The sequence below is a fragment of the Bacillus massiliigorillae genome, from assembly GCF_000380245.2.
GTDB classification, from domain to species: domain Bacteria; phylum Bacillota; class Bacilli; order Bacillales; family DSM-1321; genus Bacillus_AD; species Bacillus_AD massiliigorillae.
The window spans coordinates 3,355,326-3,378,137 of sequence record NZ_HG428741.1 but is presented as its reverse complement, the minus strand read 5'-3'; the positions used below and the strand labels follow the sequence as shown (position 1 = coordinate 3,378,137).

The following is a 22,812-nucleotide window of genomic DNA, read 5'->3' as shown; positions in this document are numbered from 1 at the left end:
TACATAAAATATAAAAAAGTTTTTTGTGATATAATGTACAATACAAAAAAAGTAAAGCTTATATTCCTTTAGTATATACGAAAAATGTAGGGAGAACTGAAGAAATGATAGAAAAAAGAAAACCAATTCCTGTAACTGAAGCTATTGCAAGACTGATGAATCATATTCCTTCTGTAAAGACAGAAAGTGTACCTTTACAACAAGCTTATGGGCGTATATTAGCAGAAAATATTATTGCAAGGCATGATATCCCACATTTTAACCGTTCAGCATATGATGGATTTGCCATTCGATCACAAGACTCTGAAGGTGCATCAGGAGAAAGTCGTGTCACTTTTCGTGTAGTTGATCATATCGGAGCAGGCCATGTGTCGAAAGTTGTTGTAGGGGAGCATGAAGCCGTTCGTATTATGACAGGGGCAGCATTGCCAGAAGGAGCAGATGCTGTTGTTATGTTTGAACAAGCGAGAGCTGAAGGAGAAGATTCTTTTTCAATTCGTAAGCCCTTTAAGCCTGGTGAAAATATTTCTTATCAAGGTGAAGATGCAAAAGTTGGAACAGAATTAATTAAGGCTGGTGGTTTCATTCACCCTGGTACAATTGCATTGCTTGCAACTTTAGGCTATGCACAGGTGAAAGTGGCTAAAAAACCAATTGTCGGAATTATAGCAACTGGTACTGAATTATTGGACGTAAATGATGAGTTACAACCTGGTAAGATTCGTAATAGCAATGGATATATGATTGAGGCGCAGCTACAACGTATGGGTATTGAATTCCGTTCATATGGTATGCAGTCAGATGATCTTGATCAGTGCTATGAAACGGTAGTACGTGCTTTAAGTGAGACAGATTGTTTAATTACAACTGGTGGCGTATCGGTTGGTGATTTTGATTTTGCTCCAGCTGTGTACAAGCGTTTAAATGCAGATGTTCTATTTAATAAAATTTTGATGAGACCAGGAAGTGTAACAACGGCAGCAGTAAGTAATCATCAATATTTATTTGGATTATCAGGAAATCCGTCAGCTTGCTTCTCAGGATTTGAATTGTTAGTACGTCCTGTATTGTTAAAAATGATGGGCTGTAATAAGCCGTATTTACAGCAGACGAAAGCGATTTTAACAGAAGATTTTCTAAAACCAAATCCATTTACACGATTTATTCGAGCATCATATGAATTTGGTGTGAATGGACCTATTGTAAAACCAGCTGGTTTCAATAAATCAAATGCAGTAACTAGTATCGCAAATGGAAATGCCATTATTGTTCTTCCAAGTGGTACGAGAGGATATGAAGCTGGTACGGAAGTGGATGTTTTGCTTTTAGGAACTGAAGAGGGTGTAGCGGAGTGGAATCTGTGAGAATCTTACAGATTGTCGGCTTTAAAAATAGTGGAAAAACAACACTTATAGAAAACTGGTTAGATGTTCTGCAAGAAGAAGGATTAGGTGTATCAGTCATTAAACATCATGGACATGCTGGACCGATAGAGCTTCCTTCTTCTGAAACAGATAGTATGAAGTATTTTAATAAGGGTGCTTCTAGTTCTGTTGTGGTTGGTGATGGAATGGTTCAATTTCATAACCGTCGTGAATTGGATCTTAATCAATTAATAGAACTGTCTATGATTGCTAATCCTGATGTAATCTTGGTAGAAGGCTTTAAACGTGAACCATTACCCAAAGTGGTTTTAATACGCACTGAAGAGGATTGGAAAATTTTAAGCTCTTTACAAAATATTGTTCTTGTAGTGTGCTTATATGAAATGGCACTTGATACAAACAATAAGATAATCAATCGTAATAATCAGCAACAGTTGGATAATTGGGTTCGTAACTATGTGACTGAAACTATTATGAAATAAAGTTGTTGGAGGAGAATTCATCATGACAACACAATTTAGTGTAGATCAATTGCAAAGGCCTCTACATGATTTACGTATCTCAGTAACGGATCGATGTAATTTTCGCTGTGCGTATTGTATGCCGAAAGAAGTTTTTGGGGATTCCTTTAAGTTTATGCCAAGGGATGAGCTTCTTTCATTCGAGGAAATATATCGATTATCGTGTTTATTTGCTTCTTTAGGCGTAAAGAAGCTCAGATTAACAGGCGGTGAACCGTTATTAAGGCATAATCTTGAAGAGTTAATTAAGCGTCTTAATACCATTGAAGGTATAAAAGACATGGGATTAACGACGAATGGTGTGCTTTTGAAGAAAAAAGCGAGAGCGCTCTATGATGCAGGACTACGAAGATTAAATATTAGTTTAGATGCATTAGATTCAGAGTTGTTTGGAGAATTAAATGGACGTGGCTTTGATTCGAAAATAATTCTTGAAAATATTAAATATGCTCAAGATATGGGCTTTACCATTAAAGTGAATATGGTTGTTCAAAAAGGTGTGAATGATAATCAAGTTGTTCCTATGGCAGACTACTTTAAGAGTCAAGGCATTGAACTTCGATATATCGAATTCATGGATGTAGGTAATGACAATGATTGGAGTTATGAGAGAGTTGTCTCACAAGAAGAAATACTTAGGAAACTTCAAATAAATAATGAACTTACACCTTCTTCAGAAAAATACTATGGAGAAGTAGCTAAAAGATACAAGTATAGTAATAGTGAAGCAGAAGTAGGCTTTATTCCTTCTGTATCTAAACCGTTTTGTTCTTCTTGTACAAGAGGTCGCTTATCTTCTGATGGTAAATTCTATAATTGTTTGTTTGCTTCTGAGGGAGTTGATTTACGTCAAATCTTAAGAAATGGATCTACGGATGAGGAAATATTAAAAGTCATTCGCTCAACTTGGGAACAACGTAATGACCGATATTCTGAAGAACGTACCGAGCAATCCGTTAAGAATCGTAAGAAAATTAATATGTCGTTTATTGGTGGATAGTAAATAATAAGCTTCTTGCCAGTCAAAAAAAGCTAACTTTGTGAATTACATAAAGTTAGCTTTTTTTGATTAGCAAGTGTAAAAATGAACACTACGGCAATAAAAGAGTGTTCAACTTTACACTCTTTATTACAAAAGGAATTTGTTAAAATCTTGGTAGGAAGTCTATATGAAAAGGCGGTACAACATATTATGAGTACTCAACAGGTAAGAAACACAGAAGAAACCATTATTACTAAACTTAGCTTATATACATTTATACAAAAATTTTATGCAGGTCAATTAAATCAGTTATCTGAAAGTCAGTGGAAAGAGCTAATTGGCTGTATAAAACAAGACTCTTTAACTTTAGAACAAGAATCAATAACAGAGGGAATTCAAACGTTATTGAATTTCTCAACCCAAGATTTAGCTGATCTGCAATATGATTTTAATCGATTGTTTGTTGGACCAATGGAACTAGAAGCATCACCATATGAATCTACTTATCGTAGTGAAAATGGTGCAGTGATGCAATATTACACATTAGCGGTACGTAGATTTTATGAAGATGCAGGACTGACACTCGTTAATAAAAATAGTGATCCTGATGATCATTTAGCGCTGGAACTTGAATTCATATGTTATTTATTAGAGAACGGTTTAGAAGATGAACAATATATGAAATTATATAATGATTTTTTACAAAAGCATTTATTCCATTGGGTAGAAGAACATTGTGAATTAGTTCAAGAGAAAACAAGTAACAATGTCATAATTGGTATGTCTCATATATTGCAAGGAATGATGCTTGTTGAAAAGTGTTAAGTAGATTCATAATTAAGCTTGAAGGGAGGAGATGTTCCATATGTTATTCAATCGTATGAAAAAAATGTCTAATGTCTTAATCAAAAAAATTGATAAGATAGATATTGAACATAATCGTTGTTTAAAAGTAAGAGCGGTTATTAGTTCCTGTTCAGTATGTACAGATGTTTGCCCTGCACCGGGAAGCATTCAAATTAATCAAGATTCACTTGAGTTACAGGATTGCTTAGACTGTGGATTATGTACAACTGTTTGTCCAACGAATGCATTAAAATGGAACAGCCCTCCGCTTAGTCAAATTGAACAACGAATAAAGCGATTAGCCAAAAATGAACAAACGGTCTATATAACTTGCTCAGCAATGGAACATAAAACGGGCCATTCTTCAATCGTTGAAGTACCTTGTTTAGGTATGCTTCCAGCAGAATTTTGGCTGAACATCGGTTTGAGTGTAAACAACCTTTCTATTCTTGTAAGTAGTGACAATTGTAAGCAATGTAGCATAACAACTGGAGAACAAGTATTTCAACAACAATTGGATAAAGCATATGAAAACCATTCTAATCCTTTTCCGATTTGTTCAGAAGTCTCATTACAGAATCAAACCGATTCCAGTATAGATCATGGTAAACGTAATTTTCTTTCTTCTCTCATGGAAGAAGTAAAGGAAACGAATACAATTACGGTGAAGGAAGTTCTCGAAGTGAATAAAACACTTTCACCATTTGAGAAATTTGACCAATATTATCAACAGAAAAATGAAATAGAAGAAATTTCTGATGAAGTGAATGAAATTAAACAATCATTGGCGGATCAAGTATTGAAGGATAATGTCATTCATACTGATAAGCGTTCACTGCTATTAAGTGCTTTCAAGCAATCGCCGCAACTGCAAGAAGAAATGACGATACTTATGCCAACGATAAAGGAAAGCTGTACGCGTTGTGGAGCATGTTCGTTTCTATGTCCAACCGATGCTTTATATGCAGATGGTAAAGACATTATTTTAGCAACGAATAAATGTGTATCTTGTCAGCTGTGTGTTGAAATATGTTACGAAAAGCATATCTCGATGGAGCCAAAGGCAGCTACCATTATGAATAATAAATATATGTATATCTTAAAAAGTTAAGAAAAAAGCGAGAGCCAAAGTGTCATTAGCTGACGACACTTTGGCCCTCGTTTTTTTAGGCTGGATAATAAATTGTCATACTTAATCGAGTCACTGTATTTCCTGAATTACGATAGCTATGAGGTCTGTCGGCTTTGAATCTAATTGAATCACCATTTTTAATTGTATATTCAATTTCATTAACAATAATTGTTAGTTCTCCATCAAAGACTGTTATATATTCCTCTGTCCCGTCTCTATGAGCTTCTGCACTTAAATACCCGTCCTTATCCATTTCGATAGAATAAATTTCAAATCGTTTATCATCTTGGAAAGGAAAGTAAGGGTAAACTCTATATTTCCCGTTGTCTTCGGATAATACTTGAATTTCACTTTTCATGACTACTTTTGTATCTGGTTGTGGATTTTGGATAAGTGAAGAAAAAGAAATTTTTAAGCCATTTGCGATTTTCCAAATTGTTGTGATGGTTGGACTCGATTCGCCTCTTTCAATCTGCCCAATCATTGTTTTGCTAACGCCAGTTAACTCAGCTACCTTCTCTAGGCTGAGTTTTTTCTCTTCTCTAAGTGCTTTTAAATTTTTGGCAAGAATAATTTGTATGTCCTCCATAATTCACACTCCTTATATCTGTACAATATAACGACCGTATTGTACAATATGTAAAAATGTTATATCGTTCGTTTTAGACATTATATCATACGACATGGAGGAGGATGATTCGTATGCCTATGGTTTCATTTTTGTTATATGTTTTTATAACAAGCTTCACACCTGGTCCAAATAACATTATGGCGATGATGTTCGCTAATAAATACGGGTTAAAAAATACGATTAGATTTTGTTTCGGTGTAAGTGCTGGTTTTTTTGTCATCATGGTATTGTGTACTTACTTTAACATTATGCTTGAGAGTTTTATTCCGAAAATTGAATTTTTTATGAGTATTTTAGGTGCAGCCTATATGTTGTATTTGGCTGCGAAGTTTGTATTTAGTAAGGATGGTAAAGAGGATCAAGAGGAAAGTAAGAATAATGGATTTTTTACAGGTATGCTTCTGCAATTTGTTAATCCGAAGGGGATTTTATATGGTATTACAGTAATAGCTACTTTTATTTTGCCGTATCACTCATCAAATATAAGTTTGTTGTTTTTTGCTATATTACTAGCATTTGTAGGTTTTTTGAGTACTTTCAGCTGGAGTTTATTTGGTTCAATCTTTCAAAAAATGATATTAAAGTATAGAAATCAGTTCAATGTCGTTATGGCTTTGTTATTGGTGTATAGTGCTGTTTCTATTTTTGTGAAGTAGACAAAGGGTTCATTCAAAATATGAGAGGATGTTCGAAGTGTGATTGTAAATAACTTATCGAATGTCCTTTTTTTGTTTTGTAGATAAACTGAGAAGTAGACCCATCAAACAAAAAGACCGGTGCTGGTTTTTCTATGTATGTACAAAATTACATAGTTTATTGTTAAATGCTATGAAAATGGCAAAAAAGTGACGATAATCATTATCATTCGTTCAGTATTAATGCAGGATTTATTGGTTTGTTTAAAAGGGGAATGCTTATATATCAACGTTTGTAGAGCATCTTTTTAGGGTTGTGTAATTTTATACACTAAGACCATGTAATTCATGTTTGTATTTACACTCTTAACCATTAATAGTGTTTGTTAAAATTATCTCGAAATAATAAATTACAGAACAACGAGGTGAATAGAAATGAAAAGATGGCTAGTTTTTGCCTTATGTGCAATCAGTATTTTCTCCATTTTAAGTGGATGTTCTGGAGATAAAGAATCGAAGCAATCAATTGTGAATAGCGGAAAAGTAGATAAAGAATATATTGGAGAACCAAATCCTGTTCTAGAAGAAAAGTTTAAGCAATCAGAAGCTGAACAAAAAATTCAAGAGAATGTGAAGAAAGAACTTTCGGAGAACAAAGATGAATTAGATGGTGGAGGACTATCTGTTCATTAAATGGTGATTTTTGAAGGAGGGAAATATCAATGAGTAAAATTTCAAGACGTACCTTTTTAAAAGGTTCTGCAACTTTAGGAGCTCTTGTTGGAATTGGCTCAACAGCTTCAAGTTTTACGAAGGCAGATAAAAATATAGCTTCTGCAGCTGGAAAAACGAAGCAAGTTTTCAGTTCTTGTCCAAGAAACTGCTATGATACATGTTCAATTGTAACGACAGTAGAAGATGGAACAATTAAGTACATCACAGGTAACAAAAACAATACGTATACAAATGGGCGTTTGTGTGTGAAAGGTTACACATATCCAAACTATGTATATTCTCCAGATCGCGTGAAATATCCAATGGTACAAAAAGGCCGTGGTACAGGTAAATGGGAGCGTATTTCATGGGATGAAGCATATGAAATGATTGCAAAGAAAATCCTAGCGATTAAAGAAAAGCATGGTAGTACATTACCGATTGCTCTTAATAAATATTCCGGGAATTTTAACGTATTATCATATGGAGTCGAAGGTATGATGGCTAGCTGGGGTTATACAACAAGAGCTACAGGTACACCTTGTTGGCCAGCTGGGATTGACTCGCAAACTTTTGATTTTGGAACGATTGTAAACTCAGATCCAGAGAAAATGGTAGAGGCAAAATATTTAATCGTTTGGGGAGCAAATCCTGCGTGGACTTCTGTTCACTCAATGAGCATTATTCAAAAAGCAAAAGAAAATGGCACAAAAGTAGTTGTAATCGACCCGATTATGACAGATACAGCAGCGAATGCGGATGAATATATCGAAATTAAAACATCGTCTGATGGTGCATTAGCACTTGGTATGGCGAAATATATTTTAGATCATAATCTGCAAGATGTTGCTTGGATGAAAAACAACTCTGTAGGTTACGAAGAATATATGAATTATGTTCGTAATAATATCACGCTAGAATGGGCTTCTGAAAAAACAGGTGTTCCAGTTGATGTTATCGAGCGTTTAGCACGTGAATATGCTGCGGCAAAACCAGCTAGTATTTGGATTGGTTATGGTATGCAAAGACATACAAATGGTGGAGCGGCTGTGCGTTCAATTGATGCATTAGTTGCACTAACAGGCAACATTGGTGTTGTTGGTGGTGGAGCAAACTATGCACAATTAGATAGCTGGGGCTTTAACTATGCCGCACAATCTGCTGGTACACCACCTGAAGGTAGCGGTGGAGAAGCGGATCGTGCAATCAATATTAATAACTTCCCAGCTCAAGTATTAGCTATTAATAATGATCCAAAACAAGTACCAATTGAGATGCTATGGGTAGCATGTCGTAACCCAATTGCTCAAGACCCTGAAACATCTGTTTCGTATAAGGCGTTTGATTCAATTGATTTTGTTGTAACAGCTGATCTTTGGTTTAACGAGACAGTATCACAATCTGATTTAGTGTTACCAGTTTGCTCAATCTTTGAAACATGGGGACTTCACGCAAGTTATTGGCACTATTGGATGAACATTAACCAACCAGCAATTAAACCTTTATATGAATCAAAATGTGATGTGGAAATTGCGATGGGTATTTCGAAGAAGTTAAATGAGTTAGAACCTGGTTCTTGCACATATCCAACAGATCGTTCAATGGAAGAATGGGTTGGAATGGAAATGTCAGATGCATTTATTGAACAATTTGGTTTTTCAAGCTGGAAAGACATCTTGAAAAAAGGGACTGCTAAAGTTCAAGGCTATGATGCAGCTTGGGCAGATGGTAAATTCAGAACACCTTCTGGAAAATATGAATTCCTATCTAAGAAAAGTGCTTCTTTCGGTCATCATGCATTACCGGTATACGTGGAAGAAATGGCGGTTCCAAAGGATCAACCGATTCGATTACTATCACCTCACTGGAAATACGGCCTACATTCTCAATTCCAAAACTTAGAATGGATGCAATCTGTTCATAACGAGCCATTTGTGGAAATGCACCCTGTTTTAGCAAAACAAAAGGGCATCAAAGATGGTGAGATGGTAAAAGTTCATAATGACATTGGATTTGTTGAATTGAAAGCGAAAGTAACGAAAACTGTTCCAAAGGATGCAGTAGTCATTTATGAAGGCTGGTATAAAGATCAGAAATTTAACGTGAACTATTTGGTTAAAGCAACACCAGCAGATATGGGTTCTTGTGCGACTGGACAAGCTGGTTTAGCATTCCACGATCAGTTCGTTAATATTTCGAAAATGTAAGGAGGTATAGCAAATGGCAAAAAAGAAGGAAAGATTAGGTTTTGCGATTAACATGGATCGTTGTGTAGGCTGTAACGCTTGTACGATTTCATGTAAAAGCTTTTATCAATTAGAACCAAGTATTAACCGACGTTTCGTTCGTGAAACAGATGAAATGTTAACAGGTACGGCAAAACGTTGCTACATTTCAACAGCGTGTAACCATTGTGATGAGCCAGCATGTGCAAAGGCATGTCCTACAGGTGCTTATACGAAATTAGAAAATGGTATTGTAAAACACAATCAAGATCGTTGTATCGGATGTCAAATGTGTGCAACAGCATGTCCGTATGGTGTGCCACAATTTGATACAGTGAAGAAGAAAATGGACAAATGTAGTATGTGCTATGATCGCTTAGAACAAGGTGAAGATACAATTTGTGTATCATCTTGTCCAATGGAAGCTATCTCAATTATTGATTTAAATTCGATTAATGAGTCTGACTATGTGAAAGATGTATCAGGGTTTGTTAACTCAAAAATTACTGGCTCTTCAACTCACTTCACATTACCGAAAGCTAGTCATTCTGTTAGGAGGGATCAATAATGGAGCATAGTATGACCCTTGTTGTCTTTACAATTCTATCGCAATTAGCGATTGGAGCATTTATGGCATTCTTTATTTTAGATGCTATTAAGCAAAAGGTTTCTAAGAAAACAAGTTTGATTACACTTGGTATAATAATTGCTATTTCTATAGTTGCGGTTATTGTTTCTGTGTTCCACTTAGGGCATCCATTTGCAGCTTATAGAGCTATTTTGAATTTAGGTCAATCTTGGTTAACTAGAGAAATTCTGTTCTTCCCAGGATTCATTTTATTCGTAATTCTGTATACATTCTTTGCGAAAACAAAAGGGTCGAAACAAATCCTTGGAACAATTACTTCTCTATTAGGAGCAGTAACAATCTTCTGTACTGCTATGATTTATACGATTCCATCAATGCCAGCTTGGAATAATGGAACAACAATGGCTGCATTCTTCGTTACAGCTTTATTGCTTGGACCAGTTCTTGTACAAATGCTTGTATCTGTATTAGATGGGAAGTATGTTGATTTCACAGCTTATACGTTAGGGGCAGCAGTTGTAGCTATTTTGTTAAATGTGATTAATTTAACAATCTTAAAAGGTGGCTTCCCAGAAGCGGTTGAAACATTCACATTGTTAACAGCTAGTCCACTATTCTGGGTGAAGTTAGTGTTAATCGTTGTAGGATGTGGTATCGCTCTTATCGGACTTATGAATCGTAAGTATAAATCCACTCCGTTAGTTGCTGTTATCTTAGGTTGCTTTTTCATAGCGGAGTTTGTTGGTAGAATGTTATTTTACTCAACAGGTGTTCATTTATAATAGCAAGCGACTAGTTAAAGTAGTAAAGAGTAAAGCACCCTTACGATTGAAGGGTGCTTTACCTCTATATGTTCATATCGATAGAAATCTTTAGAGCTAAAATAATGTTCACTAAATCAGTATATTGATCTAATTGTATTTGCAAGATAGATTCTATTTTCTTCAACCGTTGTCGAAGTGTATTTGGATGTATAAATAATAGGTTTGCTGTTTTAAATATGTCTCCATTTTGATTGCAATATGTGTACAGAGTTTGAATAAGATCTGTTCCATTCTCGTTGTCATATCGTTGAAGCTTTCCTAAATAAAGCGAAGCGAAATCATCAAGTAATTCATGATGAATATAACTTAATAGTCGTATATATCCTAAGTCATTATAATGAATAATGGAATTTGTACCATGAAAGAAATTATGCATTTGTAATGCTATTTTTGCTTCTTGAAAACTGATGTGTAAATCTAAAATGGAGCTTTGTGTTCGACCAATACCAATGAATGTAGAGATGAATGGATATAATTCACTGAAAGTATGTTGAATGCTTTGAAGCCATTCATTGATTTCAGCCTTGGCATACAACTTACTTTTCGTTGATTTGGGAACAACAATAGCGACAATTCGATGACTAAGATGCGTTGTATAAATATGTGTTTCTTCTAATTTGTTTCTTATTAGAATACTTTCCATGTTGGAAATAATTTCTTTAGTAATGATTTTGTCACTGTTCAAGTTTGTGGCTAATACGTATGTGTTTGGAAGGAATTGCATCTCTAATAGTCTTCCTAATTGTATTAGCTCGCTTTCTGTTTCGATATTATTATTTAAAATATCGAATAGAAATTGATCTTTATATTTTAGATGAATGTTTTGAGTTAGTTTTTCTTGTTTCATCCATGTGCACATTGTAGGTGTGATAGAACCCAATATGTGAAGTTCCTCTTCACTTATTATTTCTCTATCTTGTTTGTCGAGAAGGAAATATCCGATTAATTGATTTTTCGTATCAATAATTTGATAGGCAAAATAAGTTAGTTGACCATCGGTTAAAATGTCTATATTTTTTTGTGTTGTTTCAACAAATGTAAACTCTTTTGAAGAAAATTCTAAGGATGAAACTAATTGTTTTTGATTGTTAAGAAAGGTTACTTTTCGACCAATTATTTCGCTTAATCGATTCCACAAAGTTTGAATATCATTTTCGTTATATAAGTGTAGCCAATATGTCGATAATTCACTTTGTTTTATTGAAAGAAGATTACTTTTTTGAAGTAGAAAGATTTCTTGAATAGCATCATAAATGGTTTGCCCATCTATATGTTTTAAACGTATAAGTGGTTTGTTTTTTTCATTGGCTTCTTCAAGAATATATGAAGGTACATCATAGAGTGAATGACCATATAGAATAATCCCTGATATATGCTCTGCTTCTATACTTTGTTCAATTGTAGAGAATGCATCTGAAGAACAATCAATTAGCAATAAACTATTACTAATCGTTGTTTCTTCTTCGAATGTCACATGATGACAAGCGTGCTGTTTTCCTTTCCAACCTGCTAAAATTTCACTGTAGAAGAAAGGATTATATGTTATTAATCGCTCATAGGTTAGTGAAATCATTGTTCGTTCTCTCTTTCATTTGCCCAAAAGTGAATCTTAGAAGGCGAATTATATTTATATCTAGTAGATGGTTGTGTAATGGTCTTAATAGTGTATTCTTTTATCGACGCTTTATAATCAGAAGGATAATCTTCTAGAATATTGCCAATAGAAATCGCATCTGCTATACATGTTTGCACACAAATTGGCTGCTCGCCTTTTTGTAGTAAACTATAGCACATGTCACATTTATCAGCTTTCTTTGTTTTTTTATTAATTATAATGGCTTGAAAAGGACAAGCTGAAGCACATTTTCCACAGCCGACACAGTTTTGCTTATCTAACACAACAATGCCATTTCTAAGTTTGCGAATACAGTTTTGTTTGCAGACAGGCATACAAGCAGGCGTTTCACAATGATTGCATGAAGTTGAGAAGTGAATTTCATCCTGTTCATGATATTGAGGAATAGATAGAACCTTTCTTCTCTTTGTATCTTCAATTTCTTTTTCGTTACTGCATGCATACGTACAAGAATGGCAATTGATGCATTTATTAATATCAATAAAAAATGCTAATTGCTTCATACTCCTCACCTCAATGTTAATAATACATGATAAGGAATTAGAAAGTAAGATTAATGTGAAGTTTTTCACATGTTTTTGTTGCCAGTTTGAACGGGATAAAGTGAAACTTTGCTGATGGGGATTTTCGTTCATCCCCACCGGGCATTAGTTGAAACAATCGGGTTCTTACTGGTTCTCAAACTCCCCTTGAACGTCTTTGCTTACGCTTCTGTTTTAAAGTTGGAGTCTTAGAGCCAGTAAGAACGGGATAAAGGAGGCGAAGTGAGTGAAACGTAGTCAGAAAATAACACGTCATGTATGTCCTCGAAATTGCTATAGCAGTTGTTCAATGCTTGGATACACTGTAAATGGTAAATTGGTTAAGGTTTCAGGTGATAGTAAGCATGGCTATACGAAAGGGAAGCTATGTCCGAAAGGCTATAATTATTTATCGCATGTGTATCATCCAGAGCGTTTAAAATTTCCTATGATTCAGAGTAGAAGAGGAAGTGGTGAATGGAATCGCATTTCTTGGGAAGAAGCTATCGATCATATTTGTCACAAAATGATTGAACTCCATGATCGTTATCAATCGAATTTATCACTTTGCTTAAATAAGTATTCGGGTAATTTTGGTATTTTGCATAATAGTGTAGAAGGCTTCTTTAATAGTTTAGGGCAAACTACGAGAGCTGTTGGCTCACCATGCTGGCCTTCAGGGCTAGATGCTTCTATATATGATTTTGGTGATTATAAGCATTCCAATCCAGAGCAATTAACTTATGCAGATACGATTATCCTTTGGGGAAGTAATCCGATATGGACCTCGATTCATTCTGTACAGTATTTGTATGAAGCCAAAAGCAGAGGAGCAACGATTATTACAATTGATCCTGTGTATACAGCATCAGCCAAAAAATCAGATGTTTATATCCAAATAAAACCTGGTACGGATGGAGCTTTTGCTTTGGTGTTGGCGAAATTTATGTACGAACAAGGTGTTTATGATGAAGATTTTATCACGAATCATACAAAAGGGTTTTCTAGCTTCAGAGAATATAGCGATACGTTAGATATAGATGCATTATTAATGGAATGTGGCTTAACAATTGATGCTGTTTCGATGATAGCTAAACATATGAAGCCGAAGCGTAGAACAACTGTATGGATTGGCTTTGGATTACAACGCAATAAATATGGTGGTCAAAATATTAGAGCTATACATGCTCTGATGGCGATAACGGGTAACATCGGAAAAAAAGGTTGTGGTGTCATGTATGCAGATTTGAGTAACTGGGAGTTTTCAAACCGCATTACACAATATTATAGTCACGGATTTACCGAAGAAAATGCTTATCGTTCTGTGAATATTAATGACTTTGCACATGCATTGCAAGATACAACTGATCCACCAATTAAAATGCTCTGGATTACATGCCGAAACCTCATGACGCAAAATCCAGATCAAAGGTTGCTATATAAAGGGCTACTAAATATGGAATTAATTGTGACTATTGATCAGTTTCTAACACCAACAGCTAAGCTTTCAGATATTGTATTACCTACAACCACGAATTTTGAGGAATGGGATATTGTACCGAGTTATTGGCATCAATGGTTAGGTATAAATGAACCTGCTATAAATCCTTATTATGAAAGTAAAAGTGATTTAGAAATATCATGTATGCTATCAAAACGATTAAATGAATTGCGGCCAGGGTTCTCTACCTTTCCTTATGATAAACAACCTGAAGATTTTATTGATGCGGAGTTTACGGAGAAGTTATATGAACAGCTAGGAATTAGTAATTGGCGGGAATTATTAGATGGACCGAAATGTTTAAATGTTTCTGATATCGCTTGGCAAGACTACCAATTTAAAACGCCATCGAAGAAGTTTGAATTTTATTCAGAAGTTGCGCTACAAAATGGAAAACCTCCAATGGCACAATATATTTTAGCGAATGAATCGACAGTTAATAGTCAATTTTTATTGATTACCAATCATGGACAATTTAATTTGAATTCGCAATTTGTTAATTTGGATTTATTGAATCGAGAGGAGAAGGAACCAATTGCCTTTATGCATCCATCAAGAGCAAGGCAAGAAGGTATAACTAATCATTCTTACATTCAAGTCTATAATAAACAAGGAGAAATAACGGTTAAGTGTATATTATCAACAGATGTGCATCCGGCTGCGTTATTAGTACAAGCAGAGCATCATATTGTCAATGAACTTGTGTATTATAAACCAACTGATATGGGTGAGATATCTTCAACTTATGAAGGAATGGCTTTTAATAGTATATATGTCAGTGTTAAAGGTATTAAGAAATAATTGTTAATTTGAATACAAGAAAAAGGGTGTTTAAAATGCTATCAAATATAGGTATTCCAGGCCTTATTTTAATCTTAGTTTTAGCTTTAATTATTTTCGGACCAAAGAAATTACCAGAGGTAGGTCGTGCTTTTGGACAAACATTACGTGAATTTAAAAAATCTACACGAGATTTAACAAGTGACGTAATGGAAGACGTTGAAGAAGACAAGAAAAAAGTAGTTGAAAAGAAATAATTAAAAGGAGAGGCTGTCTCAAAAATGATTTTTTAATCACTTTTGGGACACCTCTTTTCGCTTTTAAGATGCTTCGTACTTGTTATACATCTAATAATTAGAACATCTTGTACGATAAAATAATTGTATTCTATTTTATCTTTATAGGAGCTTGGTTGCTTAAGTCATTATTCACCAGATGGTTGAAGATAACACTTGATTTTTAAAAAAATGTATGGAAATATTATTGCTTGTATCAATTGAATCACATCAATTGATAGTGTTTTTAGGATAGTGAAAGCTCGGAGGGAGGAATAACTATGTATGAACCTAAAATCAAAAAAGAGATGATGTGTCCTATAGAGTATGCTATTGAATTATGTGGTGGGAAGTGGAAAACAAGAATTATTTGTCTAATTACGTCCAATGGTACTATGCGTTATAATGCCATTCGAAAAGAACTATCTAATGTGACAGATACCGTGTTAACATCCACTTTGAAAGAACTGATTGCAGAGGGTATTGTAAGTAGAAAACAATACAATCAAATGCCACCTAAAGTTGAATATATCTTAACGGAAAAAGGAGAATCGTTAAAACCAATCTTGCATGGAATTTGTCAATGGTCTAGAACCTATACAGAATTTGACAAAGAAAATGCTTTATCTCCTTGTAAATCTTGCAAAGAGTTTGTTAGCTAATGTAGGCTGACATGCAAGAGTGACTATACTTTAACAATCTTACGTGTACTAAAGGGTCGTAGTAAAACACGTTAGGTTGTTAAAGTAAAATGATCCTTATGCTGAAGCTCCTCTTTTTACTCCTACTTTCCTCGATGTATACGTTTTTTACCCTAAATTATAAGAATATTCTGTATTTGTATGTAGATTTAATACTAGCTTTTAGGCTAGTTACTAATAAAATTAATAGTATTTTGTTCTTTTCATGTCATTGCTAAACTAGATAAAGTAAATAATTATGTGAATGAAGTCACATGGAGACTGAGTTAAATAGAACCAGATGTCTTTAATCTTGAAATGAATATTAATGTTTTCGTCAAATAAGGAAGAATGATAAATGACAGGCAATAACAATTGAAATCTTAACTAATGCTGTAAGATTATTTTTTTTGTCATTAAGAAGGGAGTATTGAAATGGTAGCTATACAGGAATCTAACTTGATTTCTATAAGTAAGGAGAGAGAAGCGATTTATACATTTTTACGAGTATCTCTTCAATGTCCGTTAACAATTGAAATATTACAACATTGGAAAAATCATCTCTCATTTGAATTCAAATCTATTCTTTCGGAGGGAAATAAGGAGTTAGGTTCTTTCTTTGAAAGTTTAGATAGAAAAAAACTTGAAACAATTATTGAAGAAGAAAAAGAAGCATACTTAGCGACGTTTTACGTCTTTAACGAAGAAGGAAAAGTTCCTGCCCCACCTTGGGAATCGGCTTATGTGACTAGAGATAAATCTCTTTTTGGTGAGCCTGTATTCCAAATACGAAAGAGATTAGCGGATTTTGGTTTGCAATATATTCATGAGAATACAGACCCAGATGATCATATTGCGATTGAATTAGAATTTATGAATTTTTTAATTAACTACACACTTTCTGCCAAAGAAGAAGGTAGAGATGACGAGTATGCCAAAGGAGTGTACACACAATATTGGCTGATGAAGGAACATTTGAATAGATGGATTACTCCATTTACGAAAGATATTCTTTCTTCGAATACAAGTCCTTTTTATAAAGGAATAGCTTTGTTATTAAGCTTATTTGTAGAAGAAGATTTTGAATATATTAAAACAATAAAGGAGGACCTAGATAATGAATGAGAATATTTTCCGAAAGATTTCAAATTTTAAGATGAACCGTCGTTCGTTTTTAAAATGGTCAGGCGCAGTTGCAACGCCAGCAATTATTGGTGGGACTGCGGTATCTAGTAATCTTGTAAAAAAAGCAAGTGCCGCAAGCTCAAGCAGTAAAGCAGACGCTACTATTATTCCAACATGTAGCACATTAAACTGCGGAGGAAAATGTCTAATCAAAGCTCATGTGCAAGATGGACAAATTGTTCGGATTAGCACAGATAATGATGCGCGAGATGAAAATGCTGATAATGAAGAATATCCACAAATTCGTGCTTGTGTGCGTGGAAGAGGATATAGAAGGCATATTTATTCTCCTGACCGCATCAAGAAGCCGTTAAAACGTGTAGGTAAACGCGGTGAGGGCAAATTTGAAGAAATTTCATGGGACGAAGCGATTAAAATTATTGCTAAAGAAAATAATCGCATAAAAGAAAAGTATGGTCCAGCTTCTAGATTTAGCTTATATGCAACAGGGCAAACCGGAACAATTGGTAGCGGTGATACAGTTATTCAACGTTTACTTGCACAGGACGGTGGTTTCTTAGGTCGTTACTCCAACTATAGCTCTGGTCAACATGGTGCTGCGACACCATTCACTTTTGGAGTAAGCTCTGCAGGAAGTAGCTGTAATACGTTATTAGATTCTAAGCTAATTATTTTACATGGTATGAACCCTGCGGAAACGATTTTTGGTCACTTCAATATGTACTTACGTATGGCAAAGGCTAAGGGTGCAAAAATCTATACAATTGACCCAAGAAAAACAGATACTGAAGTTGCGCTAGCTGATGATTGGTTCCCTGTAAAACTAGGTACTGACAATGCTTTAATTGCAGCAATGGCGTATGTAATATTTACGGAAAAACTTCAAGATCAAAAATTCCTTGATACATTTTGCATCGGACATGATGAAGCGCATATGCCCGAAGGTGTTCCAGCAGGTGAATCATACTATAGCTATGTAATGGGAGTAAAGGATAAGACTCCTAAAACACCAGAATGGGCAGCCAAAATAACAGGTTTACCAGCAAACCGTATTAAACAGTTAGCTCGTGAAGTGGCGACTACAAAGCCAATGGCTTGGATTCAAGGGAACGGTATTAACCGCCATATGAATGGTGAGCAACTATCGCGCGGTGGTTCAATTATTCCTATTTTAACTGGAAACATCGGTATTAGCGGTGGTTGGGCAGGACCCGGAGCTCCAAACGGTACGATTGTTAAACATCAAGAATTCCCAATTCCTGAAAACCCACTAGGAATAAGTATTCCATGTTTCAGATATACGGATGCGATTGTTCGTGGTACAGAAATGGGAGCGGCTGATGGTGTTAAAGGTCTTGAAGAAGGACAAACATTACCTTCTAATATCAAAATGATTTATAACATGGCAGGTAACTGCTTAGTAAATCAACATTCAGATATTAATAAAACAATTGAAATTTTAGAAGATGAGTCGTTATGTGAATTTATTGTTACTTCTGATATTTATATGACGCCTTCTGCTAAGTACTCAGATATCGTTTTACCAACTTGTACGTTCTTTGAACAAAATGACTTAGTTCCACCGTGGAGTTATGGTCAACACATTTTCCTTTCTCAAAAAGTAGTTGAACCGTTATATGGCTCTCTAACAGAATACGAATGGATGAGTAAGCTTGCAGCTGAATTGGGCATTGAGCAAGAATTTACTGAAGGTCGAACACAAGATGAATGGGTTAAATGGATGATTGAAGAATCTAAAAAGGTTGATCCAGATTTCCCAAGTTACGAAGAAATGCAAAAAAATGGCGTGTATAAATATAAAGATATTACAGTAGTCAAGTTTGAGAAACAGATTAAAGACCTTAAAAATAACCCATTTGAAACACCATCTGGAAAGATTGAGCTATTCTCTAAAGATTTATTCGATATGAATAATCCTGAGGAAATTCCAGCTATTCCTAAGCATATTGTAGTGGAAGAAGGCCCTGAAAGTGAATTAACAAAAAAATATCCACTTCAAGTTTTCGGTTGGCATGTTAAGAGACGTTGTCACTCTACTTGGGATACAAGCGATTGGATGGAAGAAGTTCAAACACAGGAGCTTTGGATTAATCCTATTGATGCAGAGAAACGTGGCATTAAAGATGGAGATAATGTTGAAGTTTACAATGAGCGAGGGAAATTCGTTATTTCGGCCAAAGTATCAAGCAGATTCATGCCAGGCGTAATTGGTATACCACAAGGTGGCTGGTATGACCCTGATAAAAAAGGTGTAGATAGACGAGGAGCTATCAATGTATTGACTACTCATAAAGCATCACCATTCCATTGTAATCCTCAACATACGAATTTAGCAGAAGTAAAAAGAGTGTAGGGAGGAATAAAACATGGCTCAATTAGGTTTTTATATAGATCAAGCTCGTTGTAATGGCTGTAACGCATGCGTTGTAGCTTGTAAAGATAAAAATAATAATCCAGTTGGGGTTAATTTCCGACGAGTATATGTAAATGAATCTGGGCAGTTTACTAAAGACAAAGATGGAGCATGGATTAATAACGTTACGGCATTTAACATATCCATTTCTTGTAATCATTGTGATGAACCAGGATGTGTACGTGGATGTCCTACTGGTGCAATGCATAAACGCAAAGAAGATGGTGTTGTTGTTGTCGATCACGATAAATGTGTAGGCTGCAAATATTGTACATGGAATTGTCCATATGGTGCACCGCAATATAATGAAGAACTAGGTATGATGACAAAATGTGATACATGTCTAGATTTAAGAGAAGCAGGTGAAAAGCCAGCGTGTGTGGCTGCTTGTATTATGCGTGCTATTGATTTCGGACCAATTGATGAGTTACGTGCGAAATATGGTGATACTGCTGATATTAAAGGATTACCAAGCTCGAAATATACAAAACCAAATCTAGTGATTAATCCTCATAAGGATGCAGCTAAATAATATATTAAGGAGGGATTAAGATGCACGAATGGCCATTGTTGATTTTTACGATTTGTATGCAAGCGGCTATTGGAGGAATGGTGGTTCTTTGGTTCTTCCATAGAAGCTTAGAAAAAAACGGTGTAGATACATTTCATGTTTTAAGAATTCCATTAATCGTTATTGCTGTTCTATCATTCATAGGATTAGGAGCCTCCTTTGCTCACTTAGGAAAACCTAGCCATGCTTTTAATGCAATCTTAGGATTTGGACATTCTTGGATGAGTCGTGAAATTGTATTTACAGGTTGTTTTATAGGATTGGCTGTAATAACAATCGGATTATTCTTTATTCAAAAGAAAGTCAATCCTTGGTTTTTATTGGTGACAGCTCTTGTTGGTTTAGTCGATGTTTATAGTATGGCAGCAATTTATTCTAATACTTATGTAAATGGTTGGGATAGCGCAAATACAGTTTTATCATTCTATGGAACGACTCTGACATTGGGAGCAATCTTAATGTTAAGTTTAAATGCAACGTTCATTAAAAACGCAGAAGTTACAAAAACATTATTTAAAATAGGTTTTTCTCTAGCAGCTGTAGGTATTGCTGTTCAACTTATGGGAGCAGCATTGTTAGCAGCATTTAATGGAGAGGTAGTTTTGATTTCTGGTAATATGGCATCTGCGAGTTTAGCAGATTATCAATCTGTTATTATAGTACGCTGGATCATAGAAATCATTGGAATGGCTATTTTCGGCTTCTATGCTATTTCAACAAACAAAAAATCCATAGCCACGGTTGGTTATGTAGCCTTAGCAGCTATTCTTATAGCAGAAGGTATGAATAGATATGTATTTTATGTTTTAGGTTCGTAAAAATAATGCCGAGTATTCATGAGAATTCTCGGCATTTAATGCATTTTAAAGAAAAATAAAATAGCAATGGATGTTTTGTAAATATATGTGAATGTCTATGTTGTGTTTACAATTATAGGACTAAAATATTATAATGGAATAGTAATATAGTTCGTCAAATTAGAAAGGGTGTTATGTATGCTTTCAAACATTGGAATCCCGGGCCTTATTTTAATCTTAGTGTTGGCTTTAATCATATTCGGACCAAAAAAGCTACCTGAGGTAGGTCGTGCTTTCGGTCAAACATTACGTGAGTTTAAAAAATCAACACGTGATTTAACTAGTGATGTAATGGAAGATGTAGAAGACGAAAAGAAAAAAGTAACTGAAGCGAAATAATATAGAGGTGTGAGATGTAACCCATCTTGCACCTTTTTTAAAGAATTATAGAGAGAAGGTAGGCTTGAGTGGCGTATGGCAGATAAACAACAAAACTTAATTGGTCACCTAGATGAACTTAGAAATCGCTTAATTGTAACTGCTATTGTTTTTGTCGGTTCTTTTATAGCCGGATTTATGTATGTAGAGGAAATTTATAAATGGTTTGTTCGTGACTTAGATTATAAGTTAATCGTTCTTGGGCCTAGTGATATTATTTGGGTATATTTTATGCTAGCAGGTGTTATTGCGTTAGCTATTACAATTCCAGTGCTGGCACTGCAAGCTTGGTTATTTGTAAAACCTGCACTAAAGCCATTTGAAGTCAAAAAAACATTATCATATATTCCAGCTTTCTTCATTTTATTTATAGTTGGTTTATGTTTTGGCTACTTTGTCATTTTTCCTACGGTTCTTCATTTTATAGTAGGGTTAGGTGGAGAATTATTTGAAACTAGTTTTACTGTAGAGAAGTATTTCAAGTTTCTTATGAATTTAACATTACCAATTGCATTTCTTTTTGAATTACCTGTTGTTGTGATGTTCTTAACAACAATAGGATTTATTAATCCGTATGTATTAACGAAGATAAGAAAATATGCTTACTTTGTATTAGTTGTTTTAGCAACTATATTATCACCACCAGATTTTATTTCACAAACATTAGTTGCTATTCCTTTACTATTGCTATACGAAATCAGTATTTCTCTTTCGAAGTATGTCTATAAGAGACGTATGAAAAGATTAGAATCTTATAATGATGAAGATGAAGATATGGAAGAGGCACAATAAAGTGAAACTTTAATCGGTGAGGGTTCTTCTCCTGCCGATGATTAGTTGAACGGAATAAAAAAAGCGAGTGAAATGATATATATTTCACTCGCTTTTTTCTATACTCTAGCTCTTACGTATGCTAAGCATTCATTATGTTTTTTTATGTAAGAAACAGCTTTTCCGGTGCGGGCATAGCCACCTTCGCCTTTATTATATGCGCTTAATACAGCATCTCTTAAAGCATTTCCTTTTAAGCCTTTTTTCTTATATTTATTTGTTAAGTCTGCCATCATATAAGTTCCCCAGTTCATGTTTACATATGGATCATAAGGGGCAACCTTTGTTTTTAATTTTTTTGCTAATGTAGCATGGTTTACTTTATTTATTTGAAAATAGCCGTAGTTACTACCGCTCATTGCTTTCTTATTAAAACTACTTTCATGTTTAATAACGGCTAACATTTCTTTGTAGTCTAAGCCTCTCATTACGCATAAATCGTAAAGGTATTTTTGTTCATTATATGTAAGGGGAATCGATTTGCTATACCAAGCGGGTGTTTTAGTATTGTTTGCTACATTTGTCACAGCTGCTGGGTTTGTAGCAGCTTCCGCTTTATGTATGAATTTCGTATCTATTATAAGTGTGATGATTAATGATGTAATAACTACTGTTAAAAATTTCAAAATATTATTACTATGTTTATTCATGCATGCGCCTCCTAAGTTATTAATCTACTATATCGTAGACTATTTAAGAGAATTTTTTAAGAGGTTAC

At 34.7% G+C, this 22,812-nt stretch carries 23 protein-coding genes; 19 read left to right on the top strand and 4 right to left on the bottom strand.

What is annotated here, in order from left to right:
- Positions 1 to 104: 104 nt before the first annotated feature.
- From TX86_RS15590 to TX86_RS15570, 5 genes are all read left to right on the top strand, one after another.
- Positions 105 to 1,364 carry a molybdopterin molybdotransferase MoeA gene (locus TX86_RS15590; protein WP_042349792.1) on the top strand — a complete coding sequence of 420 codons (1,260 nt, stop codon included), beginning with the start codon at positions 105 to 107 and terminating at the stop codon, positions 1,362 to 1,364.
- A complete protein-coding gene (mobB, locus tag TX86_RS15585; protein WP_052343692.1) occupies positions 1,352 to 1,867 on the top strand; it encodes a molybdopterin-guanine dinucleotide biosynthesis protein B in 516 nt (171 codons plus the stop codon). The genes TX86_RS15590 and mobB overlap by 13 nt, the downstream gene beginning before the upstream one ends.
- Before the next feature lie 22 nt (positions 1,868 to 1,889).
- Entirely contained in the window at positions 1,890 to 2,906 is a 1,017-nt protein-coding gene (gene moaA, locus TX86_RS15580; RefSeq protein ID WP_042349790.1) for a GTP 3',8-cyclase MoaA, read from the top strand.
- 192 nt (positions 2,907 to 3,098) lie between these two features.
- Positions 3,099 to 3,713 (top strand): TorD/DmsD family molecular chaperone, encoded by a 615-nt coding sequence (locus TX86_RS25845; RefSeq protein WP_195892896.1) that lies wholly within the window; start codon positions 3,099 to 3,101, stop codon positions 3,711 to 3,713.
- Between the two features lie 40 nt (positions 3,714 to 3,753).
- A complete protein-coding gene (locus TX86_RS15570) occupies positions 3,754 to 4,845 on the top strand; it encodes an ATP-binding protein (RefSeq protein ID WP_042349789.1) in 1,092 nt (363 codons plus the stop codon).
- Positions 4,846 to 4,900: 55 nt separating this feature from the next.
- On the opposite strand, the gene TX86_RS15565 is transcribed toward TX86_RS15570, so the two are convergent.
- Complete coding sequence (locus TX86_RS15565; RefSeq protein ID WP_042349788.1) at positions 4,901 to 5,455, bottom strand: helix-turn-helix domain-containing protein; 555 nt, start codon at positions 5,453 to 5,455, stop codon at positions 4,901 to 4,903.
- 113 nt (positions 5,456 to 5,568) lie between these two features.
- Here TX86_RS15565 and TX86_RS15560 point away from each other — a divergent pair, with 113 nt between their 5' ends.
- From TX86_RS15560 to TX86_RS25840, 5 genes are all read left to right on the top strand, one after another.
- The gene (locus TX86_RS15560; protein ID WP_042349786.1) at positions 5,569 to 6,153 is read left to right on the top strand and encodes a LysE family transporter; all 585 of its coding nucleotides are present in this window, start codon (positions 5,569 to 5,571) and stop codon (positions 6,151 to 6,153) included.
- A 414-nt stretch (positions 6,154 to 6,567) separates the two neighbouring features.
- Positions 6,568 to 6,825: a hypothetical protein gene (locus TX86_RS15555; RefSeq protein ID WP_042349785.1), complete on the top strand. Its 258-nt coding sequence runs from the start codon at positions 6,568 to 6,570 to the stop codon at positions 6,823 to 6,825.
- Between the two features lie 29 nt (positions 6,826 to 6,854).
- Positions 6,855 to 9,053, top strand: a complete 2,199-nt coding sequence (locus TX86_RS15550) for a molybdopterin-dependent oxidoreductase (protein WP_042349783.1) — start codon at positions 6,855 to 6,857, stop codon at positions 9,051 to 9,053.
- Between the two features lie 13 nt (positions 9,054 to 9,066).
- On the top strand, positions 9,067 to 9,639 hold the full coding sequence (locus TX86_RS15545) for a 4Fe-4S dicluster domain-containing protein (RefSeq protein ID WP_042349782.1): 573 nt from the start codon (positions 9,067 to 9,069) through the stop codon (positions 9,637 to 9,639).
- A complete protein-coding gene (locus TX86_RS25840) occupies positions 9,639 to 10,442 on the top strand; it encodes a dimethyl sulfoxide reductase anchor subunit family protein (RefSeq protein WP_052343690.1) in 804 nt (267 codons plus the stop codon). The genes TX86_RS15545 and TX86_RS25840 overlap by 1 nt, the downstream gene beginning before the upstream one ends.
- Before the next feature lie 64 nt (positions 10,443 to 10,506).
- Here the strand turns inward: TX86_RS25840 and TX86_RS15535 are convergent, their stop codons facing one another.
- Positions 10,507 to 12,057 carry a PucR family transcriptional regulator gene (locus TX86_RS15535; RefSeq protein WP_042349780.1) on the bottom strand — a complete coding sequence of 517 codons (1,551 nt, stop codon included), beginning with the start codon at positions 12,055 to 12,057 and terminating at the stop codon, positions 10,507 to 10,509.
- Positions 12,054 to 12,623, bottom strand: a complete 570-nt coding sequence (locus tag TX86_RS15530) for a 4Fe-4S dicluster domain-containing protein (protein ID WP_052343689.1) — start codon at positions 12,621 to 12,623, stop codon at positions 12,054 to 12,056. Before TX86_RS15530 ends, TX86_RS15535 begins: the two co-directional genes overlap by 4 nt.
- Positions 12,624 to 12,888: 265 nt before the next feature.
- Here TX86_RS15530 and TX86_RS15525 point away from each other — a divergent pair, with 265 nt between their 5' ends.
- The 9 genes from TX86_RS15525 (at position 12,889) to tatC (ending at position 22,055) form a co-directional block, all read left to right on the top strand.
- Complete coding sequence (locus TX86_RS15525) at positions 12,889 to 14,943, top strand: molybdopterin-dependent oxidoreductase (protein ID WP_042349779.1); 2,055 nt, start codon at positions 12,889 to 12,891, stop codon at positions 14,941 to 14,943.
- A gap of 35 nt (positions 14,944 to 14,978) precedes the next feature.
- Positions 14,979 to 15,179 (top strand): twin-arginine translocase TatA/TatE family subunit, encoded by a 201-nt coding sequence (locus tag TX86_RS15520; protein WP_042349777.1) that lies wholly within the window; start codon positions 14,979 to 14,981, stop codon positions 15,177 to 15,179.
- Between the two features lie 299 nt (positions 15,180 to 15,478).
- A complete protein-coding gene (locus TX86_RS15515; protein ID WP_042349776.1) occupies positions 15,479 to 15,859 on the top strand; it encodes a winged helix-turn-helix transcriptional regulator in 381 nt (126 codons plus the stop codon).
- A 453-nt stretch (positions 15,860 to 16,312) separates the two neighbouring features.
- Complete coding sequence (locus TX86_RS15510) at positions 16,313 to 17,002, top strand: TorD/DmsD family molecular chaperone (protein ID WP_042349774.1); 690 nt, start codon at positions 16,313 to 16,315, stop codon at positions 17,000 to 17,002.
- A complete protein-coding gene (locus TX86_RS15505; RefSeq protein ID WP_042349773.1) occupies positions 16,995 to 19,397 on the top strand; it encodes a DMSO/selenate family reductase complex A subunit in 2,403 nt (800 codons plus the stop codon). The genes TX86_RS15510 and TX86_RS15505 overlap by 8 nt, the downstream gene beginning before the upstream one ends.
- A gap of 13 nt (positions 19,398 to 19,410) precedes the next feature.
- Positions 19,411 to 19,989: a DMSO/selenate family reductase complex B subunit gene (locus TX86_RS15500; RefSeq protein ID WP_042349771.1), complete on the top strand. Its 579-nt coding sequence runs from the start codon at positions 19,411 to 19,413 to the stop codon at positions 19,987 to 19,989.
- A gap of 20 nt (positions 19,990 to 20,009) precedes the next feature.
- Positions 20,010 to 20,846 carry a dimethyl sulfoxide reductase anchor subunit family protein gene (locus TX86_RS15495; RefSeq protein WP_042349770.1) on the top strand — a complete coding sequence of 279 codons (837 nt, stop codon included), beginning with the start codon at positions 20,010 to 20,012 and terminating at the stop codon, positions 20,844 to 20,846.
- Between the two features lie 177 nt (positions 20,847 to 21,023).
- Positions 21,024 to 21,224, top strand: a complete 201-nt coding sequence (locus tag TX86_RS15490; protein ID WP_042349769.1) for a twin-arginine translocase TatA/TatE family subunit — start codon at positions 21,024 to 21,026, stop codon at positions 21,222 to 21,224.
- A 75-nt stretch (positions 21,225 to 21,299) separates the two neighbouring features.
- On the top strand, positions 21,300 to 22,055 hold the full coding sequence (gene tatC / locus TX86_RS15485; RefSeq protein WP_042349768.1) for a twin-arginine translocase subunit TatC: 756 nt from the start codon (positions 21,300 to 21,302) through the stop codon (positions 22,053 to 22,055).
- A 98-nt stretch (positions 22,056 to 22,153) separates the two neighbouring features.
- Here tatC and TX86_RS15480 read toward each other — a convergent pair whose 3' ends face one another.
- Positions 22,154 to 22,744, bottom strand: a complete 591-nt coding sequence (locus tag TX86_RS15480; protein WP_042349766.1) for a transglycosylase SLT domain-containing protein — start codon at positions 22,742 to 22,744, stop codon at positions 22,154 to 22,156.
- Positions 22,745 to 22,812: the final 68 nt, after the last annotated feature.

Bases quoted from the DNA above. Each gene is read 5' to 3' on its own strand.
- TX86_RS15590 (WP_042349792.1), top strand. From the start codon at position 105: ATGATAGAAAAAAGAAAACCAATTCCTGTAACTGAAGCTATTGCAAGA.
- moaA (WP_042349790.1), top strand. From the start codon at position 1,890: ATGACAACACAATTTAGTGTAGATCAATTGCAAAGGCCTCTACATGAT.
- TX86_RS25845 (WP_195892896.1), top strand. From the start codon at position 3,099: ATGAGTACTCAACAGGTAAGAAACACAGAAGAAACCATTATTACTAAA.
- TX86_RS15570 (WP_042349789.1), top strand. From the start codon at position 3,754: ATGTTATTCAATCGTATGAAAAAAATGTCTAATGTCTTAATCAAAAAA.
- TX86_RS15565 (WP_042349788.1), bottom strand. From the start codon at position 5,455: ATGGAGGACATACAAATTATTCTTGCCAAAAATTTAAAAGCACTTAGA.
- TX86_RS15560 (WP_042349786.1), top strand. From the start codon at position 5,569: ATGCCTATGGTTTCATTTTTGTTATATGTTTTTATAACAAGCTTCACA.
- TX86_RS15555 (WP_042349785.1), top strand. From the start codon at position 6,568: ATGAAAAGATGGCTAGTTTTTGCCTTATGTGCAATCAGTATTTTCTCC.
- TX86_RS15550 (WP_042349783.1), top strand. From the start codon at position 6,855: ATGAGTAAAATTTCAAGACGTACCTTTTTAAAAGGTTCTGCAACTTTA.
- TX86_RS15545 (WP_042349782.1), top strand. From the start codon at position 9,067: ATGGCAAAAAAGAAGGAAAGATTAGGTTTTGCGATTAACATGGATCGT.
- TX86_RS25840 (WP_052343690.1), top strand. From the start codon at position 9,639: ATGGAGCATAGTATGACCCTTGTTGTCTTTACAATTCTATCGCAATTA.
- TX86_RS15535 (WP_042349780.1), bottom strand. From the start codon at position 12,057: ATGATTTCACTAACCTATGAGCGATTAATAACATATAATCCTTTCTTC.
- TX86_RS15530 (WP_052343689.1), bottom strand. From the start codon at position 12,623: ATGAAGCAATTAGCATTTTTTATTGATATTAATAAATGCATCAATTGC.
- TX86_RS15520 (WP_042349777.1), top strand. From the start codon at position 14,979: ATGCTATCAAATATAGGTATTCCAGGCCTTATTTTAATCTTAGTTTTA.
- TX86_RS15515 (WP_042349776.1), top strand. From the start codon at position 15,479: ATGTATGAACCTAAAATCAAAAAAGAGATGATGTGTCCTATAGAGTAT.
- TX86_RS15510 (WP_042349774.1), top strand. From the start codon at position 16,313: ATGGTAGCTATACAGGAATCTAACTTGATTTCTATAAGTAAGGAGAGA.
- TX86_RS15505 (WP_042349773.1), top strand. From the start codon at position 16,995: ATGAATGAGAATATTTTCCGAAAGATTTCAAATTTTAAGATGAACCGT.
- TX86_RS15500 (WP_042349771.1), top strand. From the start codon at position 19,411: ATGGCTCAATTAGGTTTTTATATAGATCAAGCTCGTTGTAATGGCTGT.
- TX86_RS15495 (WP_042349770.1), top strand. From the start codon at position 20,010: ATGCACGAATGGCCATTGTTGATTTTTACGATTTGTATGCAAGCGGCT.
- TX86_RS15490 (WP_042349769.1), top strand. From the start codon at position 21,024: ATGCTTTCAAACATTGGAATCCCGGGCCTTATTTTAATCTTAGTGTTG.
- tatC (WP_042349768.1), top strand. From the start codon at position 21,300: ATGGCAGATAAACAACAAAACTTAATTGGTCACCTAGATGAACTTAGA.
- TX86_RS15480 (WP_042349766.1), bottom strand. From the start codon at position 22,744: ATGAATAAACATAGTAATAATATTTTGAAATTTTTAACAGTAGTTATT.